The following is a 21,771-nucleotide window of genomic DNA, read 5'->3' as shown; positions in this document are numbered from 1 at the left end:
TGAAGGCGCGAAAAGCTTCGTCCAATGCATTCTCTGGCCAGGCAATCTTGCGGTGCCGAGCTGATCTAATGTCATCGCTGGTGAGCCCGGTTATCAGTTCCCGGTATCACGACCTCAGTATCGACGCGCGGTTCGCCCGGGGAACAGAAGCGCCGGGTTTATCCGATGTAGCCGCAACACTTACCGCCTTCACGGCGACCTGGACGGGCTGCCGACGCCGGACGGATATCGAACCGATAGGCCTCGATGTCACGGCGATGGCGGCCAGGGTGCCTGGCCACCAGGACACGGGGTGGCGGCGACCATGGCAGGCAAGGCGATGGCGCGCCTCCAGCCACGGATCATCGCCGGCCTCGGCAGCCTGCTGGCCGCCTTCTCGATAGTGATGTTCTCGCAGCTCTCGGTGCACGACAGCCCAGCCGCCGCCGTACTGGCCGCCACCGGCGGCCCCACGGTCGGCGAGGGCGTCAGCTACTGGGACCAGGTCTTCCCGTACCTGATCACCATGGCCATCGGTATGGGCATGGTGCTGGCCGGCCTCACCCCGGCCTCGCTGCACCGGGTGGCACCGGAGGACACCGGCGTCGGCTCCGGCTTGTTCAACGCCGCACAACAACTCGGCGGATCAGTCGGCCTCGCCGTACTCAGCACGGTGTCTCTGCACTTCGCCGGGCAGCGCCACGAGCAGGTGATCGAACCGATCACCGCGGCGCTTCCAGGCGACCCCGGGGGCGTACAGCGGGCTCTGGTGCAGGCCACCTTCACCGAAGGAGTCACCCACGCCTTCCTGGTCGGCTCGTTCCTCCTGCTGATCGCGTCGCTGATCGTCTGGACGAACACCCGCATGGAACCGCATGAGACAGGCGCCGACGTAAATCACCTGGGCGGAATCTGCACCGACTAGCCGAGCGAGAGGAGCCCTTCGGCCTGCGCGAATCATGGTGCTGAGCGTCGCTAGCCTCTACATGTGATCTCCTACCGCGCTACCGGCCCTGCGGACCTCGACCGCGTGACCCCGTGGATCGTGACCGAGCCCGTTGGGTGGATCCCCGCCGACCGTTACCTGGCCGAACTGGCCGAGGACATGTACCGACCGGAATGGACATGGATCGCCGAGCACGATGGCCAGGTCGTGGGACGGGCATTGTGGTGGGGGTCGAAGGGCAGCCCGCATCCGGTCGCGCTCGACTGCCTCGACGTGGATCCAGTCGTGGGCGACCGTGCCGCCGTCGCCGCCGAGCTGATCAGGGCCGCGCTGGCCGGGTTCCCGGAGCCGGTGCAGTACGTGATCGAGGTCGCCGGTGGTTGGCGTGACGATCCGGCCACCTTGGCGGCCGTGGAGTGGCGGCGGGCGGCGGCGCATGCGGCGGGCCTCACCCGCGAGGTGGAGCGGCTGCAGTTCGAGTGGGCACCCGCCGACGGGGTGCCCCCCGTGGCCGGCAGGCTGCGGTTCACCGAGGCCTCCGACGAGGAGTTCCTCGTGGTGTTCAGGAGAATCGCCGCGGGTAGCCTGGATGCCCAGACCCGTGTGAACCTGGCCGCCAAGGGCGTGGACGCGACCGCACGCGAGGAGATGGGCTTCTATCTCGGGGCGCCGGGCAAGCGGGAGTGGTGGCGGATCGCCTACACGCGCGAGGGCGAGGTGGCGGGCATGGCGATTCCCTCCGCGACCCCGTACAACGTGAACGTCGGCTATCTCGGCGTGGTGCCGGAGTTCCGCGGGCGCGGCTACGTGGACGAGGTGCTCGCCGAGATCACCCGCCTTCACGCGAGCAACGGGGAGTCGCGCATCACCGCCACCACCGACCTGGGCAACGCGCCTATGGCGGCCGCTTTCGGTCGCGCCGGTTACCGCAACACGGGGATCCGGATCAACCTGTCCAACGACGTCCAGCCCTAGACGAGGAGAGGCCGGGGCCGACAGCGTGTCCGTGCGGCTCCGGGTGCGTTCGGTTTGATCCCGACGGAGAAACGTCAAAGATGCGAGCGGTGTGACGTTCGGCATCGACGAACATGCCGACGTCGGAGAGAGGTGTGCGCCGGGACACGGCGCCAGCAGTAGGCAGGCGGGTGGGCCGAGTGTCAGCGTGCCCGGCTGACGGACAGGACCCTCGGGTCGGCGGAGTAGCGGTGGACGACGTCGTCGGCGTCGCCAGCGGTGGCACCGGGATCGAACAGCACCTCCAGGCACGGCGCTTGCGGCCCTTCTGACCCGAAGCCCGCAATGACGTGATTCGGGTCGAAGTGGTGGCTCTGGCGCACCAGTTCATGAGCGGACTCCCCCTGCCGCACGCAAACCACCGCTTCGGGCTGCGGACCACCCCAGGCCAGTGCGGGAGCCGACACGCCGACTGTGAGCACTACTGCCGACCCCACGCCGATCACGGTCGTCCGGCCGAGCCCTGGCCGGCTGGTCGGCGAGATCACCGCCACCAGGGCGGATAGCGCATACACCCAGAGAGCCCGCTTGTCGGCCGAGTCATGGAGAGCCAACGCGACGACGCCGGCCCCGACGGTCTGTGCGACCAGGCTGATCCGCCGGAACCCCGGGGAGCCGACAAGCGCCGCTGGTATCGCGGCAAGCGCACCGAGCAACAGGAAAAGCACGACCAGCCCGTACGCACTCCATTCGTGGCGCGCGTCCAGGGCGAGCAACACCAGGGCAACCGCGTGTCCGCAGACGACAAGTGGCGGGCGGAGGAGCGCCAGGAGCCGTACGACCATTGGAAGACCGTACGCGAGGTGACCGACTTGTGTCCCCGCCCGATCAGGCGGCGCGGCCGGCCCTGAGGTAGGCGGCGATGTCGACGACCCGGCGGGCCTGGTGGCGGGCTGCCTGCAGGATCACCTCGCCGGGCGGGCCGTCGCCGGCCACGTGGGAGGTGCCGTAGGGGTTGCCGGACTGGAACTGGATGGGGTCGGTGTAGCCGGGGGGCACGATGATGCCGCCCCAGTGGCAGAACGTGTTCGCCAGCGCCAGCAGGGTGGACTCCTGTCCGCCGTGAGCGGTGCTTGAGGAGGTGAAGGCCGAGTACACCTTGTCGGCGAGCTTGCCCTGGAACCACAACGGGCCCGTGGTGTCGATGAATGCGCGCAGCTGGCTGGCCGGGTTGCCGTAGCGGGTGGGAGTGCCGAACAGCACCGCGTCAGCCCAATCCAGATCGTTGTGGCTGGCCTCGGCGATGTCCGCGGTGTCCTTCAGGTGTCGGTCCCATTCCGGCTTGGCGCTGACCGCCTCCGGCGGGGCGGTTTCGGCGACCTTGCGCAGTCGTACGGTGGCGCCGGCCTTCCCGGCGCCTTCGGCGGCGGCCTGCGCCAACGTGTGGATGGTGCCGGTGGAGCTGTAGTAGATGATCGCGACGTGTACGGGTTCCACAATCGGTTCCTTCCTGTGCGGTTCTGACCGGTACGACGAGGCAGCCCGACGAGATGTGAGGCGCCGTGCGGACCTCACGATTCGGGGCGACCGTTCGTCGTGAGAGATGAGCCAGATCGTCCAAGGAGCGGGGTGAACCCATGACCAACCCGTCCGAGTCGGGACACGGCCGGCCCGACCCGAGCCTGAGCGGGATCATCAGCGAGCGGCGTCAGCTGACCAACCTCGCGTACCGGCTGCTGGGCTCCCTGGCCGACGCGGAGGACGTCGTACAGGAGACCTACGCCCGCTGGTACGCCATGTCCCCCCGGCAGCAGGAGGACATCGACTCTCCCGGTGCCTGGCTGACGACCGTTGCCAGCCGTATCTGCCTGGACCTGCTCCGCTCGGCGCGGATCAGGCACGAGCGTTACGTGGGCGAATGGATCCCGGAGCCGCTGCCCGACCGGGCGGAGTGGATCAGCGGGTGGTCCGGCGGCGGTGTCGATCCGGCCGACCGGGTCACCCTCGACGAGTCGGTCAGCATGGCCTTCCTGGTCGTGCTCGACGCGATGACCCCTGCCGAGCGGGTCGCGTTCATCCTGCACGACGTCTTCGGCTACCCCTTCGCCGACGTGGCCGCGATTCTCGGCCGTAGTCCGGCGGCATGCCGTCAGCTCGCCGCGTCGGCCCGCCGGCGCATCCGCGCCCCGCGGCCTGACGCGGGCTCGTCAGCCCGACGTGCCGACGTCGTCCGGGCCTTCAAGCGCGCGTGGGAGGCCAGGGACATCGACGCACTCATCGGCCTGCTGGCCCCCGACGTCACGGCGACCGGTGACGGCGGAGGGCTGGTCACCGCCGCGCTCCGCCCGGTCGAGGGCGCGGAGCAGGTCGCCCGCTTCTTCGTCGGCCGACCCACCGTGGCGGCCGGCATAACGCTCCAGGAGTGCACGGTCAACGGTCAGCCCGGTCTGGTGGCTCAGCGGGACGGCGTCACCGTGTCGGTGATGGCGTTCGACGTCACCGGCGACCACATCAACCACATCTGGGCCGTACTCAACCCGGACAAGCTCCGCTCCTGGACCACTGGCTGACAGCTCCGGAAGCGACAGCAGCCAGGCCGGTCGGCTGCGTTGTTGTCGGCCCGCCGGACGAAGGGCCGGAAGTCAGGCGTGTGCCGGTGTCGGACGAGAGCCGGAACGGACGTAACAGTGAACACGATCTTCGCGCTCAACCCGAGGGACGCCGACGATCCCGACGATTCGGGCCGGCCGGCCCGGTCGATCCCTCCGACGTTAGGACCTGATGTCCGTTCGTCTTCGCTCCACCCGACGTCACCTGCTCCGTAGCAGTCTCCTGGTCGGCGCGCTGGCCGGTCTCGGTGCCGGTCTGCTTCCCGCCGCCCCGGCCGGCGCCGCCGCCTCCCGGGCGGACCTGGTGGTCGCCGCGTCCGTCGGCCCGGTCGAGGTGCCGGCCAGCGGTGGCTGGTCGACCCTGACGCTCGACGTGCGCAATTCCGGCACCCGGGCCAGCCAGGATGTGACAGTGGCGTTCACGCTGCCGTCGGGAGCCTGGTTTCCCACCGACGGGGTGCTGATTCCGCCGAGCTGGCACTGCGATCTCACGGGCTCCGCGACCTGCACCCATGCTCCCCTGGCCGCCGGGGAGGTCGCCGACGCGCTGAACATCCCGTTCGGGCTTCCGGCCGGTACCGCCGGCGACACGCTGACCGTCACCGCCACGGCGTCGACCCGTACGGACTCGACGACCACCAACAACACCGGCCGGGCGAGCGTGCGTTACGTGCCCAGCACCGTGGACCTCGAGTTCGTGCCCGCCGGAAACAGCCAGCAACTGCTCCCGAACGAGTATGTGAATGTCTCGGCGTCCGTCCGGAACACCGGGAACTCGCCGTCGGGCGAGGTGACCGTCACCATCCAGGTACCTGCCGGGTTGCAGGGCTCGGAGACATCGAGCGAGGGGTGGGACTGCGCATTCGGCGACGGCGTTGCCGACGGCCAGACCGGCTGGCGCTGCGTGCACGCCCCGCTGCGGCCGGGCCAGACGAGCGAGCAGCTGCACTACGGCGGGATGCTCAGCGCCACCACGGTCGGCGACGTCGTGACGGTGGAGGCGACCGCCGCGACGACCGTGCCGGAGACCACCCTGGACAACAACACCGCGCGGCACACCGTCACCGTCGAACAGGGTGCCATCATCCGCGGCACCGTCTGGGTGGACGGCAACAACAACCGCGCATGGGACGCGTGCGAGGTGGGTGCCCCGGTCGGCTCCGAGGGCATCTTCCGCATCGAGGTGGTGACGGCCCCAGGTCAGTCTGGCTCCGGCGGGCTCACCTTTATCAACCCCGACGGCACCTTCACCGCGTACGTCCGCTCGGGCACCTACCGTGTGCAGTTCCACGTGTATGACCCGCACGAGTTCATCGACTCCGTCGACTCGGACCTGGTCTACTACTGGAACGAGACAGGGGGCGCCAACTACGGCTACACCGACTGGGTCACCGTGGCTACGGGTGATGAGGTGACGCTGGACGCGGGCGTGCGGTCACGCTGGATCGAGTCCTGCTGACGTTCCTCGACGCCGTTTCGGCGACACCCGGGCGGTCCGGCCTCCGCGGCCGGGCCGCCCGTTGCTCCGAGGTTGGCGGAGGCGGCAGTGGTCCTGGTCGGCGTCCTCGCCGGTGTGTACCCGTCGATGTGTGCCGCCCGACTGACGCCGACCGAAGCGCTGGCCACCACGTGACCAGCGCTCCGGCGCCACTACCGCTGCGCGGCGACCGCGCTGGCAGTTCTTCTTGTACGGCTGCAGGAGCGCCTGGTAGTCCGCGTCGGTGTCGTCGAGGCGCTGCCGGGGGCGTTCCCTGGCGGGTACCGACGCGGACGCGGACCCGGCGGCGGAGGTCGCGGGCTTGGCGCCGGTGGCCACCTGAGGCGGTCGCGCCTCAGGCTCACCGCCGGAGCAGCCACCGAGACCGAGGACTGCGACAAACGCCAGCAGACCGAGGCCCGCAGATCTGACCGTCACTGTTTCTCCCTTGCTGAGCGTGAACGTGCAGCAAGGATCACGAAGAGTTGTCGGAAAGCTGTGAGGCCCGGGAACCGGTGGTGTTCCGCGGAACCGCGGACCACGGCGGGCGGCCCGGTCCGGCGTCCTCCGCGACGCGGAACCACGGCCCGAGGATAGTTTCGCCAGACCAGGGTGTGGGCGGACGGCATCGACGGGGTTTGGTGGGTGGACGATAGGCTGCGGGGCGGCGTCCGAGTGACCTAAGGGGTACGGGTGATAGGCGGAACGGCTCACGCGGCGGTCGCGGCCCGCGGGCAATCGACGTGAGCGACGGCTTGCGTCCGGGGGACCCGACCCGCCTCGGTGGGTACGACGTGCTCGACCGGCTCGGCGACGGCGGCATGGGCACTGTCTTCCTGGCCCGGTCACCACAGGGACGGCGGGTGGCGGTCAAGGTCGTCCGCCCGGAGTTCTCGCACGACGAGGAGTTCCGTGGCCGGTTCCGCAGCGAGGTGAACCGCGCCCGCCAGGTGCCACCGTTCTGCACCGCCGAGGTCCTGGACGCCGACCCGGACCACAACCCGCCGTACCTGGTGGTGGAGTACGTCGAGGGTCCCAGCCTCGCGCAGGTGATCCGGGAGCAGGGGCCGCTGGGGGCCGCGCAGGTGCACAGCATCGCGGTCGGGGTGGCTACCGCGCTCACCGCCATCCATGGCGCCGGAGTGATCCACCGGGACCTCAAGCCGGCGAACGTCCTGGTCGCACCGGGCGGCATCAAGGTCATCGACTTCGGCATCGCCCGGGCGTTCGAGGCGACGAGTCAGCACACCCGGACCAACCAGGTGGTCGGGACCGTCTCGTACATGGCCCCGGAGCGGTTCGATGCGACGTCCGGCCACCCGGTGGGCCCCCCGGCGGACATCTTCGCCTGGGGTGCCCTCGTCGCTCACGCCGCGACCGGCCGTAACCCGTTCGGGGGCGACTCCCCTACCGCCACCGCGATGCGGATCCTCACGCAACCGCCGGACCTGACCGGCCTCGATGGTGCGTTGCGGGAGTTGGTCTCCCGGGCCCTGGAGAAGGATCCCGCCGCCCGGCCCACCGCCCGGGGGCTGCTCGACGGGCTGTTGACCGTAGCGGACCAGGGGGGTGCCGCCGGGGCGGCCCAACGTCTGGCGGAGCTGTCGACGGTGCGCGCGGTGCGCGCCGGCGATGGTGCCGACCAGGGGCGGCGTTCGACGCCGTCGGCCGGAGGCGCGGGCTCGAGACGGCGTGGCTGGCTCATCGCTCTGGGGTCGGTCGCCGCGGTGATCGCGGTGCTGGTGCCCGCCTTCCGGTTCGGCCCGAAGCTGCTGGACGACCAGGCCAAACCGGGCCCGACCGGTTCGACTGCGGCAGGGAGCCCGGCAGCGGGCGGTGCGTCGGCCGCCGCGTCCACGCCGGCAGCGGCCCCGTCGACCGGGTCACCGTCGGCCGCCGCGGACCCCACTGAGGCCATCCTTGCCGGGCAGCGGCGAATCCTGCTGCACGTGGTGGAGATCGACCGTGACCTGTCGCTGCCGTCGCACGGCGAGCTCGAGACCGGCGACGGGACCGGCAAGGAGGCGCTCTTCGTGCTCGAACCGGTCGGTGTCGACTTCATGATCAAGTCGGTGAACCCGGAGATCGCCCACCGACCGTGCCTCGGCGTCAAGAGAGACGCGGAGGGGGAAAAGTCGCTTGTGGGAGCCGACTGCCGGCCGACCAAGGCAACCCTGTTCGCGATATCCCGCGAGGGCAGGGACGACAAGGGGCGCACCTCCTACGCCATCGTCAACGACGAGTACGGCCCGGTGCAGTGGAGCCCGACCAGGAAGGAGATATTCGTCGAGTTTCTCGGTGACGCCCCGCTCGACACCACCTTCAGCTTTGTCGACCGGGGCGCGGTCTGACGAGAGTCGGCGTGGCATTTCGCCATTGCCAGCCGTGGAACTCCGGCACGGAATGGGCCGTCGGCCGGTTCGCAGTGATCTAGAGTTCGCCGCGGTCGCGCAGCCAGTCGAAGATCAGTCCATCCACTGTGGATGATTTCTCCCTGCCGGAGTAGTCGAGCCAGGACATCTCCTCGATCTCCGAACCGGGCGTGAGGTCACCCTGGTAATCGGCGCGATAGCAGGTCATCCGGACGATGACGCCCGCAGCATTTCCGTGTGCCTGGGCCTCGAAGACCTTCATCGGCTCGATTGACTCACGGATCAGCTCGACGCAGAGCTCTTCGCGGATTTCCCGCTGGAGAGCCTCGTGGTCCGTCTCGCCCTGTTCCCGCTTGCCGCCCGGAATGTACCAGGCATCCCTGCCGTACGACCTGGTGCTCAGGATCTTGCCGTCTGTCACGTGCACCCACGCGAGTTTGTCGATGACCCGCATTCTCGCCTCTCGCCCATGTGATCGACAATTGACTTGATGCGGTCGCGATGTGCACAACACTGTGCTCGATCAGTGCCGGCTCAGCGGCGAATTCCGCGCACAGTGCGGCCCAGTGACCGAGCAGGCCACGACGGTGCTCGGCTGGGGAAACTCCCGCAGGCCCCCAGCGTAGACGCCGCATCGCTCCAGCCGGGCGATCGGGTCGTGGACGGAGCCGATCCGGAACTCCGGTATCACCAATGCTGCGCACACCGGAGCCTGCCAGGTCGAAGCGACCGTAGTCGTCGTCGGCACGTCGCGAGACGGGAACGAACGACGCCCGGTCCGGCGAGGACGATCGGGGCCGGCGCGGACCCGTCCGTGCAAAATTCGGCGAAACATTGATCGGTCTGCGCATTCTGTCCGTGCAGAAGGAAAGTGGGTGCGGATGCGCGTCCGTGCCGGAGGCTCAGCTCATCGGCACGGGCGGACGGGTCCACCACTTCGGGGGCCCGAGTTGGCAGTCCGAGCGGGACGGCTCACTGATCAAGGCGAAGAAGACCGCGGAGAGCCCGCGGCCGGGGACGATTCCCGAGTTGCTGTTGACCGTGGACACCCACAGCGGCACCGGCATTCTCGGCAACGTCGCGTACATCAGCCGTCTGTTGACCTCGGGTGGCGTCGCCCCGGTCGGCGACTGTGTCGACGGCGCGACGGCGGCCGTGCCGTACGGGGCGGTCTACGTCTTCTGGACGGCGAAGCGCTGACGGCCTGGTCCCGGTGCCGCCGACCGCCGGGGGCCAGCGACCTTGCCTCATGCGTGGCCATCGATGTTAACGTAGACCATCGGTCGTCCTCAAGGGTCCGGCCGCAGTCCTGCCCCGACGAGTTGGGTGGCGGTCTGTGGTTGATCAGTGAGAAGTCATCGCGCCAGGAGCCCGCCGCGCGCCACCGCCTGATGTTCCCAGCACGTTACGTCTTGACGAACGGCATGTTATCGCTCACAGTCGATGGCTAAGGACGACGACACCATTGGCTTGCCGGGGAAGCCTGCTTCGTCGACCTCGAACCAGGCGTGCGTCAGGGTGTGCAGGCGTCTTGTTAGCGCTAACTTCCTCGACGCATGCGCCCGGGCACGTGTCGCGGTGCGCCCATCTCGGGCAGGCCGTTTGGCTTTGGTCACTGAAGGAGGATCATGTCTGCCCTCGATAGGTCTCCATCGATCGCGCCGCCGACGCGGCGGCGTTGGTGGTTGCCCCGCATTATCGCCGCTGGCGCGGCGGCGATGCTGGTCGGCGGTGCCGCCGTAGCGGTGGTGTCGTCGCCCGCTGCCGCAGCGACGGTCGACACGAGCGCGTGGTACGTGCTGATCAACCGCAACAGCAACAAGGCCCTGGACGTGTACAACCTGGCCACGAACGACGGTGCCCGGATCACCCAGTGGACCCGCAACAACGGCAACCAGCAGCAGTGGCAGTTCGTCGACTCCGGCGGTGGCTACTACCGGGTGAAGTCGCGGCTGTCCGGCAAGGTGCTTGACGTCTCCGGCCGCTCCACCGCCAACGGCGGGCCGATCGTGCAGTGGAGCGACAACAACGGCACCAACCAGCAGTTCCGGTTGGCCGACTCGGACAGCGGCTACGTCCGGTTGATCAACCGCAACAGCAACAAGGTGATGGAGGTGCAGGGCGCCTCGACCGCCGACGGTGGCAACATCGTGCAGTACGACGACTGGAACGGCACCAACCAGCAGTGGCAGTTCGTCCGCGTCGGCGGGGGCGACCCCACCACGCCGCCACCGACGTCACCGCCGCCGGGTGGCGTGTGTGACCTTCCCTCGACGTACCGCTGGTCGTCGAGTGGCGTGTTGGCGACTCCGAAGTCGGGTTGGGTGTCGCTCAAGGACTTCACCGTCGCCCCGTTCAACGGCCAGCAGCTCGTCTACGCGACCACGCACGACTTCGGCGACAGCTGGGGTTCGATGAACTTCAGTCTGTTCTCGAACTGGTCGCAGATGGCCTCGGCCACCCAGACCGGGATGAACGCGGGGACCGTCGCGCCGTCGTTGTTCTACTTCGCGCCGAAGAACATCTGGGTGCTCACCTACCAGTGGGGGGCCGGGGCGGCGTTCCACTACCGGACCTCGACCAACCCGACCAACCCGAATGGCTGGTCGGCGGCGCAGCCGATGTTCACCGGGAGCATCACCGGTTCGGGTACGGGGCCGATCGACCAGACGGTCATCGCCGACGACACGACCATGTACCTGTTCTTCGCCGGTGACAACGGCAAGATCTACCGGACCAGCATGCCGATCGGGAACTTCCCCGGCAACTTCGGCAGCAGCTACACGACCATCATGAGCGACACGCAGAACAACCTGTTCGAGGCTCCGCAGGTCTACAAGCTGCAGGGTCTGAACAAGTACCTCATGATCGTCGAGGCGATCGGTTCGACCGGCCGCTACTTCCGCTCGTTCACGTCGACCAGCCTGAACGGTACGTGGACGCCGCAGGCCGCGACGCAGAGCAACCCGTTCGCCGCCAAGCTCAACAGTGGTGCCACCTGGACCAACGACATCAGCCACGGTGAGCTGCTGCGCACCAGCGCCGACCAGACCATGACCGTCGACGCCTGCAACCTGCAGTTGCTCTACCAGGGTCGTTCGCCCAGCTCCGACGGTGTCCCCTACGGCCTCCTGCCGTACCGGCCGGGTCTGTTGACCCTGCAGCGCTGACACTGCCTGACCGCGAAACGGGCGGGCTCGGCGTTACGCCGAGCCCGCCCGATCGTGCGTCGGCCTGGCGTCACTCGGAGGTTCCGGCCCGGGGTGTACGGGCGTCCCGCCACGAGTTCGAAACGCCCACATTCTCCTCGGGACGGACTCTGGCCGGAGAGTTTGGGATGATGCGCCGGTCTGCCTGCGACATCACCTGAACTGAAGGGTTACCCGATGGCACCTGTCATCTCCACGCTGTTCATCTCGGCCGACGGTGTGGCCGAGATCGACCCCGACTGGCACTTTCCCTACTTCGACGACAACATGGGCCGTGCCGTCACCGAGGACTACGACACCGCCGACGTGCTGCTGATCGGCCGGGAGACCTACGACAGCTTCGCCGGCGCCTGGCCCGGTCGGGAGGCCGCGGGCGGGGAGGACGCGCCGTTCGCCAAGCAACTCGGCAACATGCGCAAGGTCGTCGTGTCCCGCCAGCCACTGGAGTTCTCCTGGCGCAACTCGGAGCTGATCGCCGGTGACCTCCTCGACGCCGTCAGGTCGCTCAGGGCCGACGACGGGGTGCGCGGCATCCTCATCCCCGGGTCGATCTCCGTGGTGCAGCAGTTGCTCGCCGCCGGGCTGGTCGACGAGCTGCGGCTGCTGGTGCACCCGGTGGCGGCGCGCAAGGGTCGCAAGCTGTTCGACGAGGGTGACACGGCGTACCACCTGCGGGTGGTGGCGACCGAGGTGTTCCCGACAGGTGTGCTCCGGGTGATCTACGCCCCGGGCGCGGCGCCGGGTGCGGTCGGCTACGAGGACATCAAGGACCAGGTGCCGGCCGGACGGTAGCCGCCCTCCGCCAAGAGCGTCGTAGTCCCGTGTGACGATCGGCGTCGTGACTGGATGGACGTACAACGATCGCCCCGAGGGCGCCAGGTTCCTGACCGACCGGATCCCCGAGCCGGGCCGCGCTGCGATCGAGGCCGAGCTCTGGGCCTGGATCGTTCGTGGTGAGGATGACGCCGCCGAGTTCGTCGACTTCTTCGACGACGAGGAGGAGCGCAGCGGCACCACGGACGAGGAGCTCACCGCGGCGTACGAGAGGGCGTTGGTCGTTCGCCGGGCGCAGCAACGGGAGTGGGGCGAGGTGCGCGGCAACCTCACCCGCGCCTTCGCCGAGCTCAACGAGCGGGGCGTGTTGGCCCGGGAGAATTTCAGCTGCTGCGGCACCTGCGCGAGCGCCGAGATCCACGACGAGCGCGACGACTCCCGGCACTGGCACGGCTATCTCTGGTACCACCAGCAGGACACCGAGTCGTTGCTCGCCAGCGAGGACGGGGAGGTCTACCTCGGCTACGGCGCCTACCCTCCGGCCGACTTCGACGAGGTCGCCTACGAGCACCTTTCGGAGGCCGAGCAGCAGGCCCGCTACCAGGCCGACCTGGAGCGGCTGCTGGACGACACCGTGTTCCCGGTGCTGCGCGAGCACGGCATGCGGGTCGAGTGGAACCGCAAGCAGTCCAGGCGGGTCCGGGTCACCGGCGCCCAGTGGTATGCGCCCCTGGGCTGAGCACCACCGGGTCATGCCACACCTCGGACCAGCATTTAGTGAGGCCCATCGATATTGACGTGCGGCGTCGGCGGCGACAGGATCTCGGCACCACCACCGTGATCCCCTCTGGGAGGCGTCATGACCCGTCCCCGCCTGCCCCGCCTGCGGGCAGCCACCCGGTTGGCCGCACTCGCCGTGGCCACCGTCGGTGTGCTGCTCACCGTCGCCACACCCGCCAGCGCCGCCGTGCCCACCGGCCGATACGTCGCGCTGGGCGACTCGTACACGGCCGGCCCGCTGATCCCCACCCAGGTCGACCTGAACTGCCTACGCTCCAACCGCAACTACCCCTCGCTGGTGGCCGCCTCCGCCGGCTCGTCGTCGTTCGCCGACGTGAGCTGCTCCGGTGCCACCACCGACGACATCCTCTACGGTGGCAGCGGCCAGTTGGGCAGCACGCTGCCACCGCAGCTCAACGCGGTCACGTCGACCACGGCCCTGGTGACGGTGCAGATCGGCGGCAACGACATCGGCTTCGCCGACATCATCGGCGACTGTGTGCAGGCGAGCCTCAGCAGTCCGCTCGGGTCACCGTGCAAGAACCGGTACACCGCCGGAGGTGTCGACCAGTTGCAGGCGCGGATCGTCGCCGCCACGCCGAAGGTGACAGCCGTGCTACAGGGGGTCCGTCGGGCCGCTCCGGGCGCGCGGGTCGTGGTCCTCGGCTACCCGGCGATCCTGCCGGACACCGGTTACGGCTGCTGGCCCGTCGTCCCGATCGCCTACCAGGACGTGCCGTACCTGCGCGGCGTCGAGAAGTCCCTCAACGCGATGCTGGCCAGCGTCGCGACCGCCAACGGCGCCACCTACGCCGACGTCTACGCCCCGTCGATCGGGCGCGACGCGTGCAAGGGCAGCGGCACCCGGTGGATCGAGGGGCTGGTGCCACAGAACTCGGCCGCCCCCTTCCACCCGAACGCCCGGGGTGAGCAGGGCATGGCAAACGCCCTGCTCAGCACCCTGGCCAACTGACCGGCGGGAACGTGCTCGACCCGGCCCCGTCGCGTCGCGCGGGGCCGGGCACGGCGAGAGGGCGCTTGGGATCGGCGGATCCGGGGTACGGGAGGTTTTATGCCGAGTATGGGGCAACTCGTCGGAGACCGTTACCGCCTGGTCGAAAGCATCGCCAGCGGCGGCATGGGCGACGTGTGGCGGGCGGTCGACGAGACCCTGGACCGCTGCGTGGCGGTCAAGACGCTGCAGGCTCGGCTGGTCAGCGACGCCGGCTTCGGCGAGCGGTTCCGCCGCGAGGCGCGCGCGATGGCGGCCCTGCGTCACCCGGGTGTCGCCCAGGTCTACGACTACGGCGAGGTGTCCCGCCCCGGCGAGCAGGTCCTCGCCTACATCGTGATGGAGTGCGTGCAGGGCCAGCCCCTGTCGGAGCGGATCGCCGAGGCCGGCCGACTGAGCGTGGCCGAGACGATGTCGATCGCCGCGCAGACCGCCCGCGCCCTCCAGGCCGCCCATGACGCAGGCGTCGTCCACCGGGACGTCAAACCCAACAATCTGATCATCGAGCCGGACGGGCACGTCGTACTCGTCGATTTCGGGGTTGCCGTGACCCAGGAGGCGGCGAGCCTGACCGGCACGAACCAGGTCGTCGGCACCGCCCTGTACATGGCGCCGGAGCAGATCTCGAAGAACGAGATCGGCCCGCCGATCGACATCTACGCGTTGGGTGCCGTCGTCTACCACTGCCTCTCCGGGAGGCCCCCGCACCAGGGCGAGAACGCGGTCGCGGTGGCGCTGCGGCACCTTGAGGAGGACCCGGCGCCGTTGCCCGACGGCACCCCGGCGGCGGTGCGGCGGTTGGTCGCCACCGCGATGGCCAAGGAGCCCGCCCGCCGATTCCCGACGGCGGCGGCCATGGCCACCGCGGCGCAGACCCTCGCGGACCCGTCCGACCACCTGGTCCGGACCGCCGCCGGGGCGACCTCGATCGGGGCACGAGACGAGCAGACGGCAGTCCTCCGGCCGGGCCACGGCGGTGCGCCGGGTCGGGCGGGGAGTTCCGGGTCTCCGGCCCTCGCGGTGCTGCTCGGGACGGTGGCCGCCGCGGCTGCCGTCCTGGTGTTCGCCGACCCCACCGGGATGCTGCCCGGCCCGACCGGGCGACCCTCGACGCCGCCCGCGGTGTCGCCCTCGGCGCCGGGCGATGGCGGCACCGACACCGGCACCGACACCGGCACCGATACCGACACTGATACCGGCACTGACACCGGCATCGACGCCGGACCGGGTCTTGGTGGTGGCCAACCGGCCACCACCGGCCCCGCTGGCCTGCCGGTCCGGGCGTCCGGATCCCCGACTCCGACGGCCTCTGGTCCGGCTGCGGGGCCCGACCAGTCCGCACCGCCTGACGACAGCGGTGACGACACCCCGGCCCCCGCCACCTCCGAGAGCGCCGACGAGGACCCGACGGCAGATCCGACGGCGCCGACGGAGGAGTCGACGGACGAGCCGGTTGCGGACCCCTCCGGTGGCCCGGCGGAGGAAACGACAGGGGAACCAACGGCGGGAACGACCGGGGGGACCGCCCCGCCACCGGGCTGATGGACGACGGCGAGGGCCACGAGCACGCCACCGCCGCGCCAAGTGGCACGCGGACGCCGACCGGCGTGGCGGCCGGAGCCGCCACGCCGGTCTGTGGCGTCACACGTTGATCAGGTTCAACTGGTACGGCAGGTGACAGTCGGCCAGTTCCAGTTGCCGTTGGCCATGACCGTTATCCCGAAGTTGTTGCCGTTGCCGTTCGGTGTCGCGGTGACGGTGCCGCTGCTGCCGCTGACCGAGGCGTTCCAGCTGTTCTGGATGCTCTGGCCGCCGCCCAGACCGAGGCTGACGACCCAGTTGTTGGTGCCGCTGACCGCGACGTTGAGGTTGAACCGGTCACCCCACTGCTGGCCGGCGGAGAGCGTCGCGTTGCAGTTGCCGCCTCCCGGGTTGCCGGTGGTCGGCCCGGAGGTGGGGTTGCTGCCGCCGCCCTCGCGGACGGTGACGTCGGAGCTGCCGCTGCTCTGGTAACCCTCGGTGGCCATGATCTGGTAGGCGTGGTTGGTGCCGAGGTTCAGGCCGGCGCGGGCCCAGGCGTCGAAGTGGTTGGCGGTGGTGATGGTGCCGCTGGAGCGCTTCTGCTGACGGACGCTCCAGAACTGGTAGAACGTCTGGTTGCCGTCGATCGACGGGGCGTTGACCCGCTGGCTGCGCAGGATGTCGTAGGTGCCGCCGTCGGTGGTGACCGTGCCCAGTCGCTGGGCGCCGGTGCTCGGGTTGTAGTTGCCGAAGTTCTCCACCACGTAGTACTCGATGAGCGGGTTGCGCGTCCATCCGTACAGGGCGAGGTAGGTGTTGTTGTTGCCCGGGTTGTAGGTGGCCGAGTAGCTGACGGTCCGCCGGCTGCCGGTGGCCCAACCCTTGCCGCCGACCCAGTTGTTGGTGCTCCGGTCCCAACTGCTGGAGTAACGGCCGTCGGCGCGCAGCGTCATGCTGGCGTTGCCACTGTCCTTCCAGAAGGAGAAGTAGTAGCCGTTGTGCGTGCCGGTGAGGCTCGAGGTGAGCGTCCGGTCGGCCTCGGCGTACGCGTTGGTGGCCGTCATCGTGCCGGTGACGGCCAGGACGACGGCGCATGCGGCACCGAGGAGCAGCCGCATGCGGCCGCGCCTTCTTGGTGTGGTGTGGCTGGTGTCGGTCATGTAACTGGTGCCTCCTCGTGACGGCTGGCGGGGGCCAGCAGCGCGGTACGCCTCGGCAGGCTGCCGGTGGTCAGGTGACGGCCACGGCGTTGTACCGCTCGGTGGTGGGCCGGTCGTCCTGCACGACGACCGCAGGAGTGGATAGTGGTGGTGGGTGCTGACGGCGATTGAACGCCGTCGATGGCGACCGTATTGACCCAGTCGTCAACTTGTCAACAATTCCCGGAAACATGGTGGCAACAGTGCCCTCCTCACCGAGGAGAATCCATCCAGGTCAGTAGTCGATCAGAGTCCAGGGTGGTCATCTGCGCAGCACTCGGGACGGATCGAGGCCCGAGTTGCGGTCGCCGAAATTTCCGGAGATTTTCCGGACCGCAGCCGGTCGACCGTGCGCTGCGGCGGCAGGGGCTGGCTGTCACCGTGGCCTGACCGGTCAGCCACACCGAAGCGTATTGAGCCGGGCTGCCTGGCGGGTCAGGTGGTCGCGCTCGGCGAGGTTGGGGGCCTTCCGGGCCGCCTCGGCGTACAGCCGTGCGGCCGTCGCCACGTTGCCGTCGCGCTCGTGCAGGTACGCCGCCACCGCCGTGTGGCGAGGCAGCGAGTCGTCCAGGGCGGTGAGCGCCGCCAGGCCGGCGCGAGGGCCGTCGGCCTTGCCGACCGCCACCGCGCGGTTGAGTCGGACCACCGGGTTGTCGGTCAGACGCACCAGCTCGTCGTACCACTCGACGATCTGCACCCAGTCGGTCTCCTCGGTGGTGGGCGCGTCGGCGTGCAGTGCCGCGATGGCGGCCTGGGCCTGGAACTCGCCCAGCCGGTCGCGGGCCAGGGCTGCCTGCAGGATCCGGACTCCCTCGGCGATCACCGTGGTGTCCCACCGGCGGCGGTCCTGCTCGGCCAGCGGCACCAGGCTGCCGTCGGGCGCGGTCCGGGCGGCGCGTCGGGCGTGGTGCAGCAGCATGAGGGCGAGCAGCCCGGCCACCTCGGGATGGCCGATCGAGGCCGCGAGCTGCCGGGTGAGCCGGATGGCCTCGGCGGCGAGGTCGACGTCGCCGGAGTAGCCCTCGTTGAAGACCAGGTAGAGGACGCGCAGCACGGTGGCGACGTCGCCGGGCTGGTCGAAGCGCACCCCGGAGACTGTGCGTTTGGCCCGGCTGATGCGCTGCGCCATCGTCGCCTCGGGCACCAGGTAGGCCTGGGCGATCTGCCGGGTGGTCAGCCCACCGACCGCGCGCAGCGTGAGCGCCACCGCCGACGCCGGGGTCAGCGACGGGTGGGCGCACAGGAAGTAGAGCTGGAGGGTGTCGTCCACCGCGGGCGCGGGGCCGGGCGTCGGCTCCTCCTCGACGACGTCCTCGCGCCGGCGACGGGCCGCGTCGGCGCGTGTCGCGTCGAGGAACCGGCGCCAGGCCACGGTGATCAGCCAGCCCTTCGGATCCCACGGCGGGTCGGCCGCCCAGGTGCGGACCGCTTCGAGCAGCGCGTCCTGCACGGCGTCCTCGGCCGCCGCGAAGTCAGCTCCGCGGCGGACGAGGACGGTGAGCACGCTCGGCGTGAGGCTCCGGATCAGGGCCTCGTTCATGAGACCGTCACTCCGTGATGGTGGGCGGCTCGGTGAGGAACGGGCGCAGCTCGAGCCACTCGTGGATCGGCTTGCCGTCCTTGCCCGGGGCGGCGGACAGCTCCCCGGCCAGCTCGACGGCGCGCTCGTAGCTGTCGACGTCGATGGTCATCCAGCCGGCGATGAGGTCCTTGGTCTCGGCGAACGGCCCGTCGGTGACCGGCGGGCGACCCTCACCGTCGTAGCGGACCCAGGCGCCGTCGGGGGCGAGGGCCTGGCCGTCGACGAACTCGCCGGTCTGCTCGAGCCGTGCCGCGAAGTCCCGCATGTACGTCACGTGCGCCGAGATCTCCTCCGGCGTCCACTGGTCCATGGGTACGTCGTTGACCCCGGCCGGGCCGCCGCGGTAGTGCTTGAGCAGCAGGTACTTCGCCATCGTGTTCTCCTCGGTGCCGGTGCGACCGGTCGGTTGTGGTCGCGCTCACCTCGGGGACGGAGCCGCCCACCGGGTCTCGACATGGCTGCCCGGACTTTTTTCGCCGCCCGGGTGAACCGGAGGTGAATCTGTCAGCCACGCCGGGCATGCGAAAGGGCGTAAAACTTGATCCGTTCCAGAATAGTGAGCTAGTGTTCGCCAGGTGATGTCCGACTTCGAGGCGCAACTGCGGGCCGCCTCGCTGCGAGTCACCCGGCCCCGACTGGCGGTGCTCGCGGCGTTGCGCGACCACCCGCACGTCGGCACCGACGCGGTGATCGCGCTGGTTCGGGCGGATCATCCCACGGTCTCCCACCAAGCGGTGTACGACGTACTGCGTGTGCTCACCGACGCCGGCCTGGTGCGGCGTATCCAGCCGGCCGGAGCGACCGCCCGCTACGAGTCCCGGGTCGCGGACAACCACCACCATGTCGTGTGCCGCTCCTGCGGCGCGATCGCCGACGTCGAGTGCGCCGTCGGTCACGCCCCCTGTCTCACCGCCTCGGTCGATCACGGTTTCGTGATCGACGAGGCGGAGGTCGTCTACTGGGGCATCTGTCCCGACTGCGCGACCGAACGCACGCCCCAGAGATCCGCAAGCTCGGAAGGAAGTTCATGAGCGACACCCAGGACAACGGCCCCACCAGTGCGCAGGGCGTGGACCAGAAGGCTGCCGCCGGCTGCCCGGTCGCGCACGACTCGGTGACCGCGCACGGCAGCGAGAGCGAGAACCCGGCGATCGACTCGCCGACCCCGAAGACCGGCGGTCGTCCGCGCACCAACCGGGACTGGTGGCCCAACCAGCTCGACCTCTCGGTGTTGCACGCCCACTCGTCCAAGGGCAACCCGCTGGGTGCGGACTTCAGCTACGCGAAGGAGTTCGCCAAGCTCGACGTCGAGGCCCTCAAGCGGGACATCACCGAGGTCCTCACCACCTCGCAGGACTGGTGGCCGGCCGACTTCGGCCACTACGGCGGCCTGATGATCCGGATGAGCTGGCACGCGGCCGGCACGTACCGCATCGAGGACGGCCGGGGCGGTGCCGGCGACGGCGGCCAGCGGTTCGCGCCGCTGAACAGCTGGCCGGACAACGCCAACCTGGACAAGGCCCGCCGGCTGCTGTGGCCGGTCAAGCAGAAGTACGGCCAGCAGATCTCCTGGGCCGACCTGCTCGTGCTCGCCGGTAACGTCGCCCTGGAGTCGATGGGCTTCAAGACCTTCGGCTTCGGCTTCGGCCGCGAGGACGTCTGGGAGCCCGAGGAGATCTTCTGGGGCCCGGAGGACACCTGGCTCGGCGACGAGCGCTACGCCTCCGAGAAGGAGATGGCGGCCGGCGTGGGGTCGACCGAGATGGGCCTCATCTACGTCAACCCGGAGGGCCCGCGCGGCAACGCCGACCCGGCCGCGGCGGCGCACTTCATCCGCGAGACCTTCGGCCGGATGGCCATGAACGACGAGGAGACCGTCGCTCTCATCGCCGGTGGTCACACCTTCGGCAAGACCCACGGTGCCGGTGTCGCCGACAACCACGTGGGCCCCGAGCCCGAGGGTGCCCCGATCGAGGCGCAGGGCCTGGGCTGGCTGAGCAACCATGGCAGCGGCAAGGGCGCCGACACGATCACCAGCGGTCTCGAGGTGACGTGGACCGACGTGCCGACGCAGTGGAGCAACCGCTTCTTCGAGATCCTGTTCGGCTACGAGTGGGAGCTGACCACGAGCCCGGGTGGCGCGAAGCAGTGGGTCGCCAAGGACGCCGAGGCGATCATCCCGGACCCCTTCGACCCGGCGAAGAAGCACCGGCCCACGATGCTCACGACCGACCTGTCGCTGCGGGTCGACCCGGCGTACGAGAAGATCTCCCGCCGCTTCCTGGAGAACCCCGACCAGTTCGCGTTGGCCTTCGCCAAGGCGTGGTACAAGCTGTTGCACCGTGACATGGGCCCGATCGAGCGTTTCCTCGGGCCGTGGGTGGCGGAGCCGCAGCTCTGGCAGGACCCGGTGCCGGCCGTCGACCACGAGCTGGTGGGTGACGCCGACATCGCCGCGCTCAAGGCGAAGATCCTGGACTCCGGTCTGAGCACCGCCCAGTTGGTCTCCACCGCCTGGGCGTCCGCCGCGAGCTTCCGGCACACCGACAAGCGCGGTGGCGCCAACGGCGCCCGGATCCGTCTGGAGCCGCAGCGCAGCTGGGAGGTCAACCAGCCGGAGCAGCTGGCGACAGTCCTGACCGCCCTGGAGGGCATCCAGCAGGACTTCAACGCCGCCGGTGGCGCGAAGATCTCGCTCGCCGACCTGATCGTGCTGGCCGGTTCGGCAGCCGTCGAGAAGGCGGCGCGGGACGCCGGCGTCGAGGTGACCGTGCCGTTCCGGCCGGGCCGCACCGACGCCACCCAGGAGCAGACCGACACGGATTCGTTCCGGGTCCTCGAGCCCCGGGCCGACGGCTTCCGCAACTACCTGCGGGCGGGCGAGAAGACCCAGCCGGAGGTACTCCTCGTCGACCGCGCCTACATGCTCAACCTCACCGCGCCGGAGATGACGGTCCTCATCGGCGGTCTGCGGTCGCTCGGCGCCAACACCGGCGGCAGCCAGCACGGCGTCCTCACCGACCGGCCGGGCGTGCTCAGCAACGACTTCTTCGCCAACCTGCTCTCCCCGGGCACCCGGTGGAGCGTGTCGAAGTCCGACGAGCACGTGTACGAGATCCGTGACCTGGCCACCGACGAGGTGAAGTGGACCGCCACCGCGGTCGACCTCATCTTCGGGTCCAACTCGCAGCTGCGCGCGCTCGCGGAGGTCTACGCCAGCCAGGACGCCCGCGACAAGTTCGTGGCCGACTTCGTGACCGCCTGGACCAAGGTCATGGAGCTGGACCGGTTCGACCTCGCCTGATCAGCTCGACACCGACGAGCCCCGGCCGATCCCGCGAGGGACCGGCCGGGGCT

At 69.7% G+C, this 21,771-nt stretch carries 19 protein-coding genes; 13 read left to right on the top strand and 6 right to left on the bottom strand.

Features of this window, described 5'->3' with window-relative positions:
- The first annotated feature begins 292 nt into the window (after nucleotides 1–292).
- Together ACGFIQ_RS09030 and ACGFIQ_RS09025 are read left to right on the top strand one after the other, a co-directional pair.
- Entirely contained in the window at nucleotides 293–904 is a 612-nt protein-coding gene (locus ACGFIQ_RS09030) for a hypothetical protein (protein WP_393241541.1), read from the top strand.
- Between the two features lie 120 nt (nucleotides 905–1,024).
- Complete coding sequence (locus tag ACGFIQ_RS09025; protein ID WP_393241539.1) at nucleotides 1,025–1,900, top strand: GNAT family N-acetyltransferase; 876 nt, start codon at nucleotides 1,025–1,027, stop codon at nucleotides 1,898–1,900.
- A 182-nt stretch (nucleotides 1,901–2,082) separates the two neighbouring features.
- On the opposite strand, the gene ACGFIQ_RS09020 is transcribed toward ACGFIQ_RS09025, so the two are convergent.
- Nucleotides 2,083–2,724: a hypothetical protein gene (locus tag ACGFIQ_RS09020; RefSeq protein ID WP_393241537.1), complete on the bottom strand. Its 642-nt coding sequence runs from the start codon at nucleotides 2,722–2,724 to the stop codon at nucleotides 2,083–2,085.
- A 43-nt stretch (nucleotides 2,725–2,767) separates the two neighbouring features.
- Nucleotides 2,768–3,379 carry an NAD(P)H:quinone oxidoreductase gene (gene wrbA / locus ACGFIQ_RS09015; protein ID WP_393242171.1) on the bottom strand — a complete coding sequence of 204 codons (612 nt, stop codon included), beginning with the start codon at nucleotides 3,377–3,379 and terminating at the stop codon, nucleotides 2,768–2,770.
- A 137-nt stretch (nucleotides 3,380–3,516) separates the two neighbouring features.
- On the opposite strand from wrbA, the gene sigJ reads away from it, so the two are divergent.
- The 3 genes from sigJ to ACGFIQ_RS09000 all read left to right on the top strand — a co-directional run bounded on the left by sigJ (nucleotide 3,517) and on the right by ACGFIQ_RS09000 (nucleotide 8,316).
- The gene (gene sigJ, locus ACGFIQ_RS09010; protein ID WP_393241534.1) at nucleotides 3,517–4,449 is read left to right on the top strand and encodes an RNA polymerase sigma factor SigJ; all 933 of its coding nucleotides are present in this window, start codon (nucleotides 3,517–3,519) and stop codon (nucleotides 4,447–4,449) included.
- Between the two features lie 211 nt (nucleotides 4,450–4,660).
- Nucleotides 4,661–5,947 carry a hypothetical protein gene (locus ACGFIQ_RS09005; RefSeq protein WP_393241531.1) on the top strand — a complete coding sequence of 429 codons (1,287 nt, stop codon included), beginning with the start codon at nucleotides 4,661–4,663 and terminating at the stop codon, nucleotides 5,945–5,947.
- Nucleotides 5,948–6,708: 761 nt separating this feature from the next.
- On the top strand, nucleotides 6,709–8,316 hold the full coding sequence (locus ACGFIQ_RS09000) for a serine/threonine protein kinase (protein ID WP_393241529.1): 1,608 nt from the start codon (nucleotides 6,709–6,711) through the stop codon (nucleotides 8,314–8,316).
- A 79-nt stretch (nucleotides 8,317–8,395) separates the two neighbouring features.
- Here the strand turns inward: ACGFIQ_RS09000 and ACGFIQ_RS08995 are convergent, their stop codons facing one another.
- Nucleotides 8,396–8,791, bottom strand: coding sequence for an NUDIX domain-containing protein (locus tag ACGFIQ_RS08995; protein ID WP_393241526.1), 396 nt, complete (start codon nucleotides 8,789–8,791; stop codon nucleotides 8,396–8,398).
- A 437-nt stretch (nucleotides 8,792–9,228) separates the two neighbouring features.
- Between ACGFIQ_RS08995 and ACGFIQ_RS08990 the strand changes: the two genes are divergently transcribed.
- The 6 genes from ACGFIQ_RS08990 to ACGFIQ_RS08965 all read left to right on the top strand — a co-directional run bounded on the left by ACGFIQ_RS08990 (nucleotide 9,229) and on the right by ACGFIQ_RS08965 (nucleotide 15,654).
- Nucleotides 9,229–9,537: a DUF3455 domain-containing protein gene (locus tag ACGFIQ_RS08990; RefSeq protein WP_393241523.1), complete on the top strand. Its 309-nt coding sequence runs from the start codon at nucleotides 9,229–9,231 to the stop codon at nucleotides 9,535–9,537.
- Nucleotides 9,538–9,965: 428 nt separating this feature from the next.
- A complete protein-coding gene (locus ACGFIQ_RS08985) occupies nucleotides 9,966–11,507 on the top strand; it encodes a non-reducing end alpha-L-arabinofuranosidase family hydrolase (RefSeq protein WP_393241520.1) in 1,542 nt (513 codons plus the stop codon).
- Between the two features lie 216 nt (nucleotides 11,508–11,723).
- Complete coding sequence (locus tag ACGFIQ_RS08980) at nucleotides 11,724–12,338, top strand: dihydrofolate reductase family protein (RefSeq protein WP_393241518.1); 615 nt, start codon at nucleotides 11,724–11,726, stop codon at nucleotides 12,336–12,338.
- A gap of 46 nt (nucleotides 12,339–12,384) precedes the next feature.
- On the top strand, nucleotides 12,385–13,059 hold the full coding sequence (locus tag ACGFIQ_RS08975; RefSeq protein ID WP_393241515.1) for a DUF6891 domain-containing protein: 675 nt from the start codon (nucleotides 12,385–12,387) through the stop codon (nucleotides 13,057–13,059).
- 120 nt (nucleotides 13,060–13,179) lie between these two features.
- Nucleotides 13,180–14,073 carry an SGNH/GDSL hydrolase family protein gene (locus ACGFIQ_RS08970; RefSeq protein WP_393241512.1) on the top strand — a complete coding sequence of 298 codons (894 nt, stop codon included), beginning with the start codon at nucleotides 13,180–13,182 and terminating at the stop codon, nucleotides 14,071–14,073.
- Between the two features lie 99 nt (nucleotides 14,074–14,172).
- Complete coding sequence (locus tag ACGFIQ_RS08965; RefSeq protein ID WP_393241509.1) at nucleotides 14,173–15,654, top strand: protein kinase; 1,482 nt, start codon at nucleotides 14,173–14,175, stop codon at nucleotides 15,652–15,654.
- 116 nt (nucleotides 15,655–15,770) lie between these two features.
- On the opposite strand, the gene ACGFIQ_RS08960 is transcribed toward ACGFIQ_RS08965, so the two are convergent.
- From ACGFIQ_RS08960 to ACGFIQ_RS08950, 3 genes are all read right to left on the bottom strand, one after another.
- The gene (locus ACGFIQ_RS08960) at nucleotides 15,771–16,793 is read right to left on the bottom strand and encodes a glycoside hydrolase family 11 protein (protein ID WP_393241506.1); all 1,023 of its coding nucleotides are present in this window, start codon (nucleotides 16,791–16,793) and stop codon (nucleotides 15,771–15,773) included.
- A 433-nt stretch (nucleotides 16,794–17,226) separates the two neighbouring features.
- A complete protein-coding gene (locus tag ACGFIQ_RS08955; protein WP_393241503.1) occupies nucleotides 17,227–18,372 on the bottom strand; it encodes an RNA polymerase sigma factor in 1,146 nt (381 codons plus the stop codon).
- 7 nt (nucleotides 18,373–18,379) lie between these two features.
- Nucleotides 18,380–18,787, bottom strand: a complete 408-nt coding sequence (locus tag ACGFIQ_RS08950; protein ID WP_393241500.1) for a YciI family protein — start codon at nucleotides 18,785–18,787, stop codon at nucleotides 18,380–18,382.
- A 202-nt stretch (nucleotides 18,788–18,989) separates the two neighbouring features.
- Between ACGFIQ_RS08950 and ACGFIQ_RS08945 the strand changes: the two genes are divergently transcribed.
- Nucleotides 18,990–19,445, top strand: coding sequence for a Fur family transcriptional regulator (locus ACGFIQ_RS08945; protein WP_357065673.1), 456 nt, complete (start codon nucleotides 18,990–18,992; stop codon nucleotides 19,443–19,445).
- Entirely contained in the window at nucleotides 19,442–21,718 is a 2,277-nt protein-coding gene (gene katG, locus ACGFIQ_RS08940) for a catalase/peroxidase HPI (RefSeq protein WP_393241496.1), read from the top strand. Before ACGFIQ_RS08945 ends, katG begins: the two co-directional genes overlap by 4 nt.
- The last annotated feature ends 53 nt before the right edge of the window (nucleotides 21,719–21,771 follow it).

It is taken from the genome of Micromonospora sp. NPDC048898 (assembly GCF_043198035.1).
Taxonomy (GTDB): Bacteria; Actinomycetota; Actinomycetes; order Mycobacteriales; family Micromonosporaceae; genus Micromonospora.
Note: the sequence above shows the minus strand (reverse complement) of the source record. Positions and strands in the feature narration are given on the sequence as shown.

Excerpts from the sequence above, each read along its gene's own strand:
- ACGFIQ_RS09020 (WP_393241537.1), bottom strand. The coding sequence starts at position 2,724 with ATGGTCGTACGGCTCCTGGCGCTCCTCCGCCCGCCACTTGTCGTCTGC.
- sigJ (WP_393241534.1), top strand. The coding sequence starts at position 3,517 with ATGACCAACCCGTCCGAGTCGGGACACGGCCGGCCCGACCCGAGCCTG.
- ACGFIQ_RS09005 (WP_393241531.1), top strand. The coding sequence starts at position 4,661 with ATGTCCGTTCGTCTTCGCTCCACCCGACGTCACCTGCTCCGTAGCAGT.
- ACGFIQ_RS08995 (WP_393241526.1), bottom strand. The coding sequence starts at position 8,791 with ATGCGGGTCATCGACAAACTCGCGTGGGTGCACGTGACAGACGGCAAG.
- ACGFIQ_RS08985 (WP_393241520.1), top strand. The coding sequence starts at position 9,966 with ATGTCTGCCCTCGATAGGTCTCCATCGATCGCGCCGCCGACGCGGCGG.
- ACGFIQ_RS08980 (WP_393241518.1), top strand. The coding sequence starts at position 11,724 with ATGGCACCTGTCATCTCCACGCTGTTCATCTCGGCCGACGGTGTGGCC.
- ACGFIQ_RS08970 (WP_393241512.1), top strand. The coding sequence starts at position 13,180 with ATGACCCGTCCCCGCCTGCCCCGCCTGCGGGCAGCCACCCGGTTGGCC.
- ACGFIQ_RS08965 (WP_393241509.1), top strand. The coding sequence starts at position 14,173 with ATGCCGAGTATGGGGCAACTCGTCGGAGACCGTTACCGCCTGGTCGAA.
- ACGFIQ_RS08960 (WP_393241506.1), bottom strand. The coding sequence starts at position 16,793 with ATGACCGACACCAGCCACACCACACCAAGAAGGCGCGGCCGCATGCGG.
- ACGFIQ_RS08955 (WP_393241503.1), bottom strand. The coding sequence starts at position 18,372 with ATGAACGAGGCCCTGATCCGGAGCCTCACGCCGAGCGTGCTCACCGTC.
- ACGFIQ_RS08950 (WP_393241500.1), bottom strand. The coding sequence starts at position 18,787 with ATGGCGAAGTACCTGCTGCTCAAGCACTACCGCGGCGGCCCGGCCGGG.
- katG (WP_393241496.1), top strand. The coding sequence starts at position 19,442 with ATGAGCGACACCCAGGACAACGGCCCCACCAGTGCGCAGGGCGTGGAC.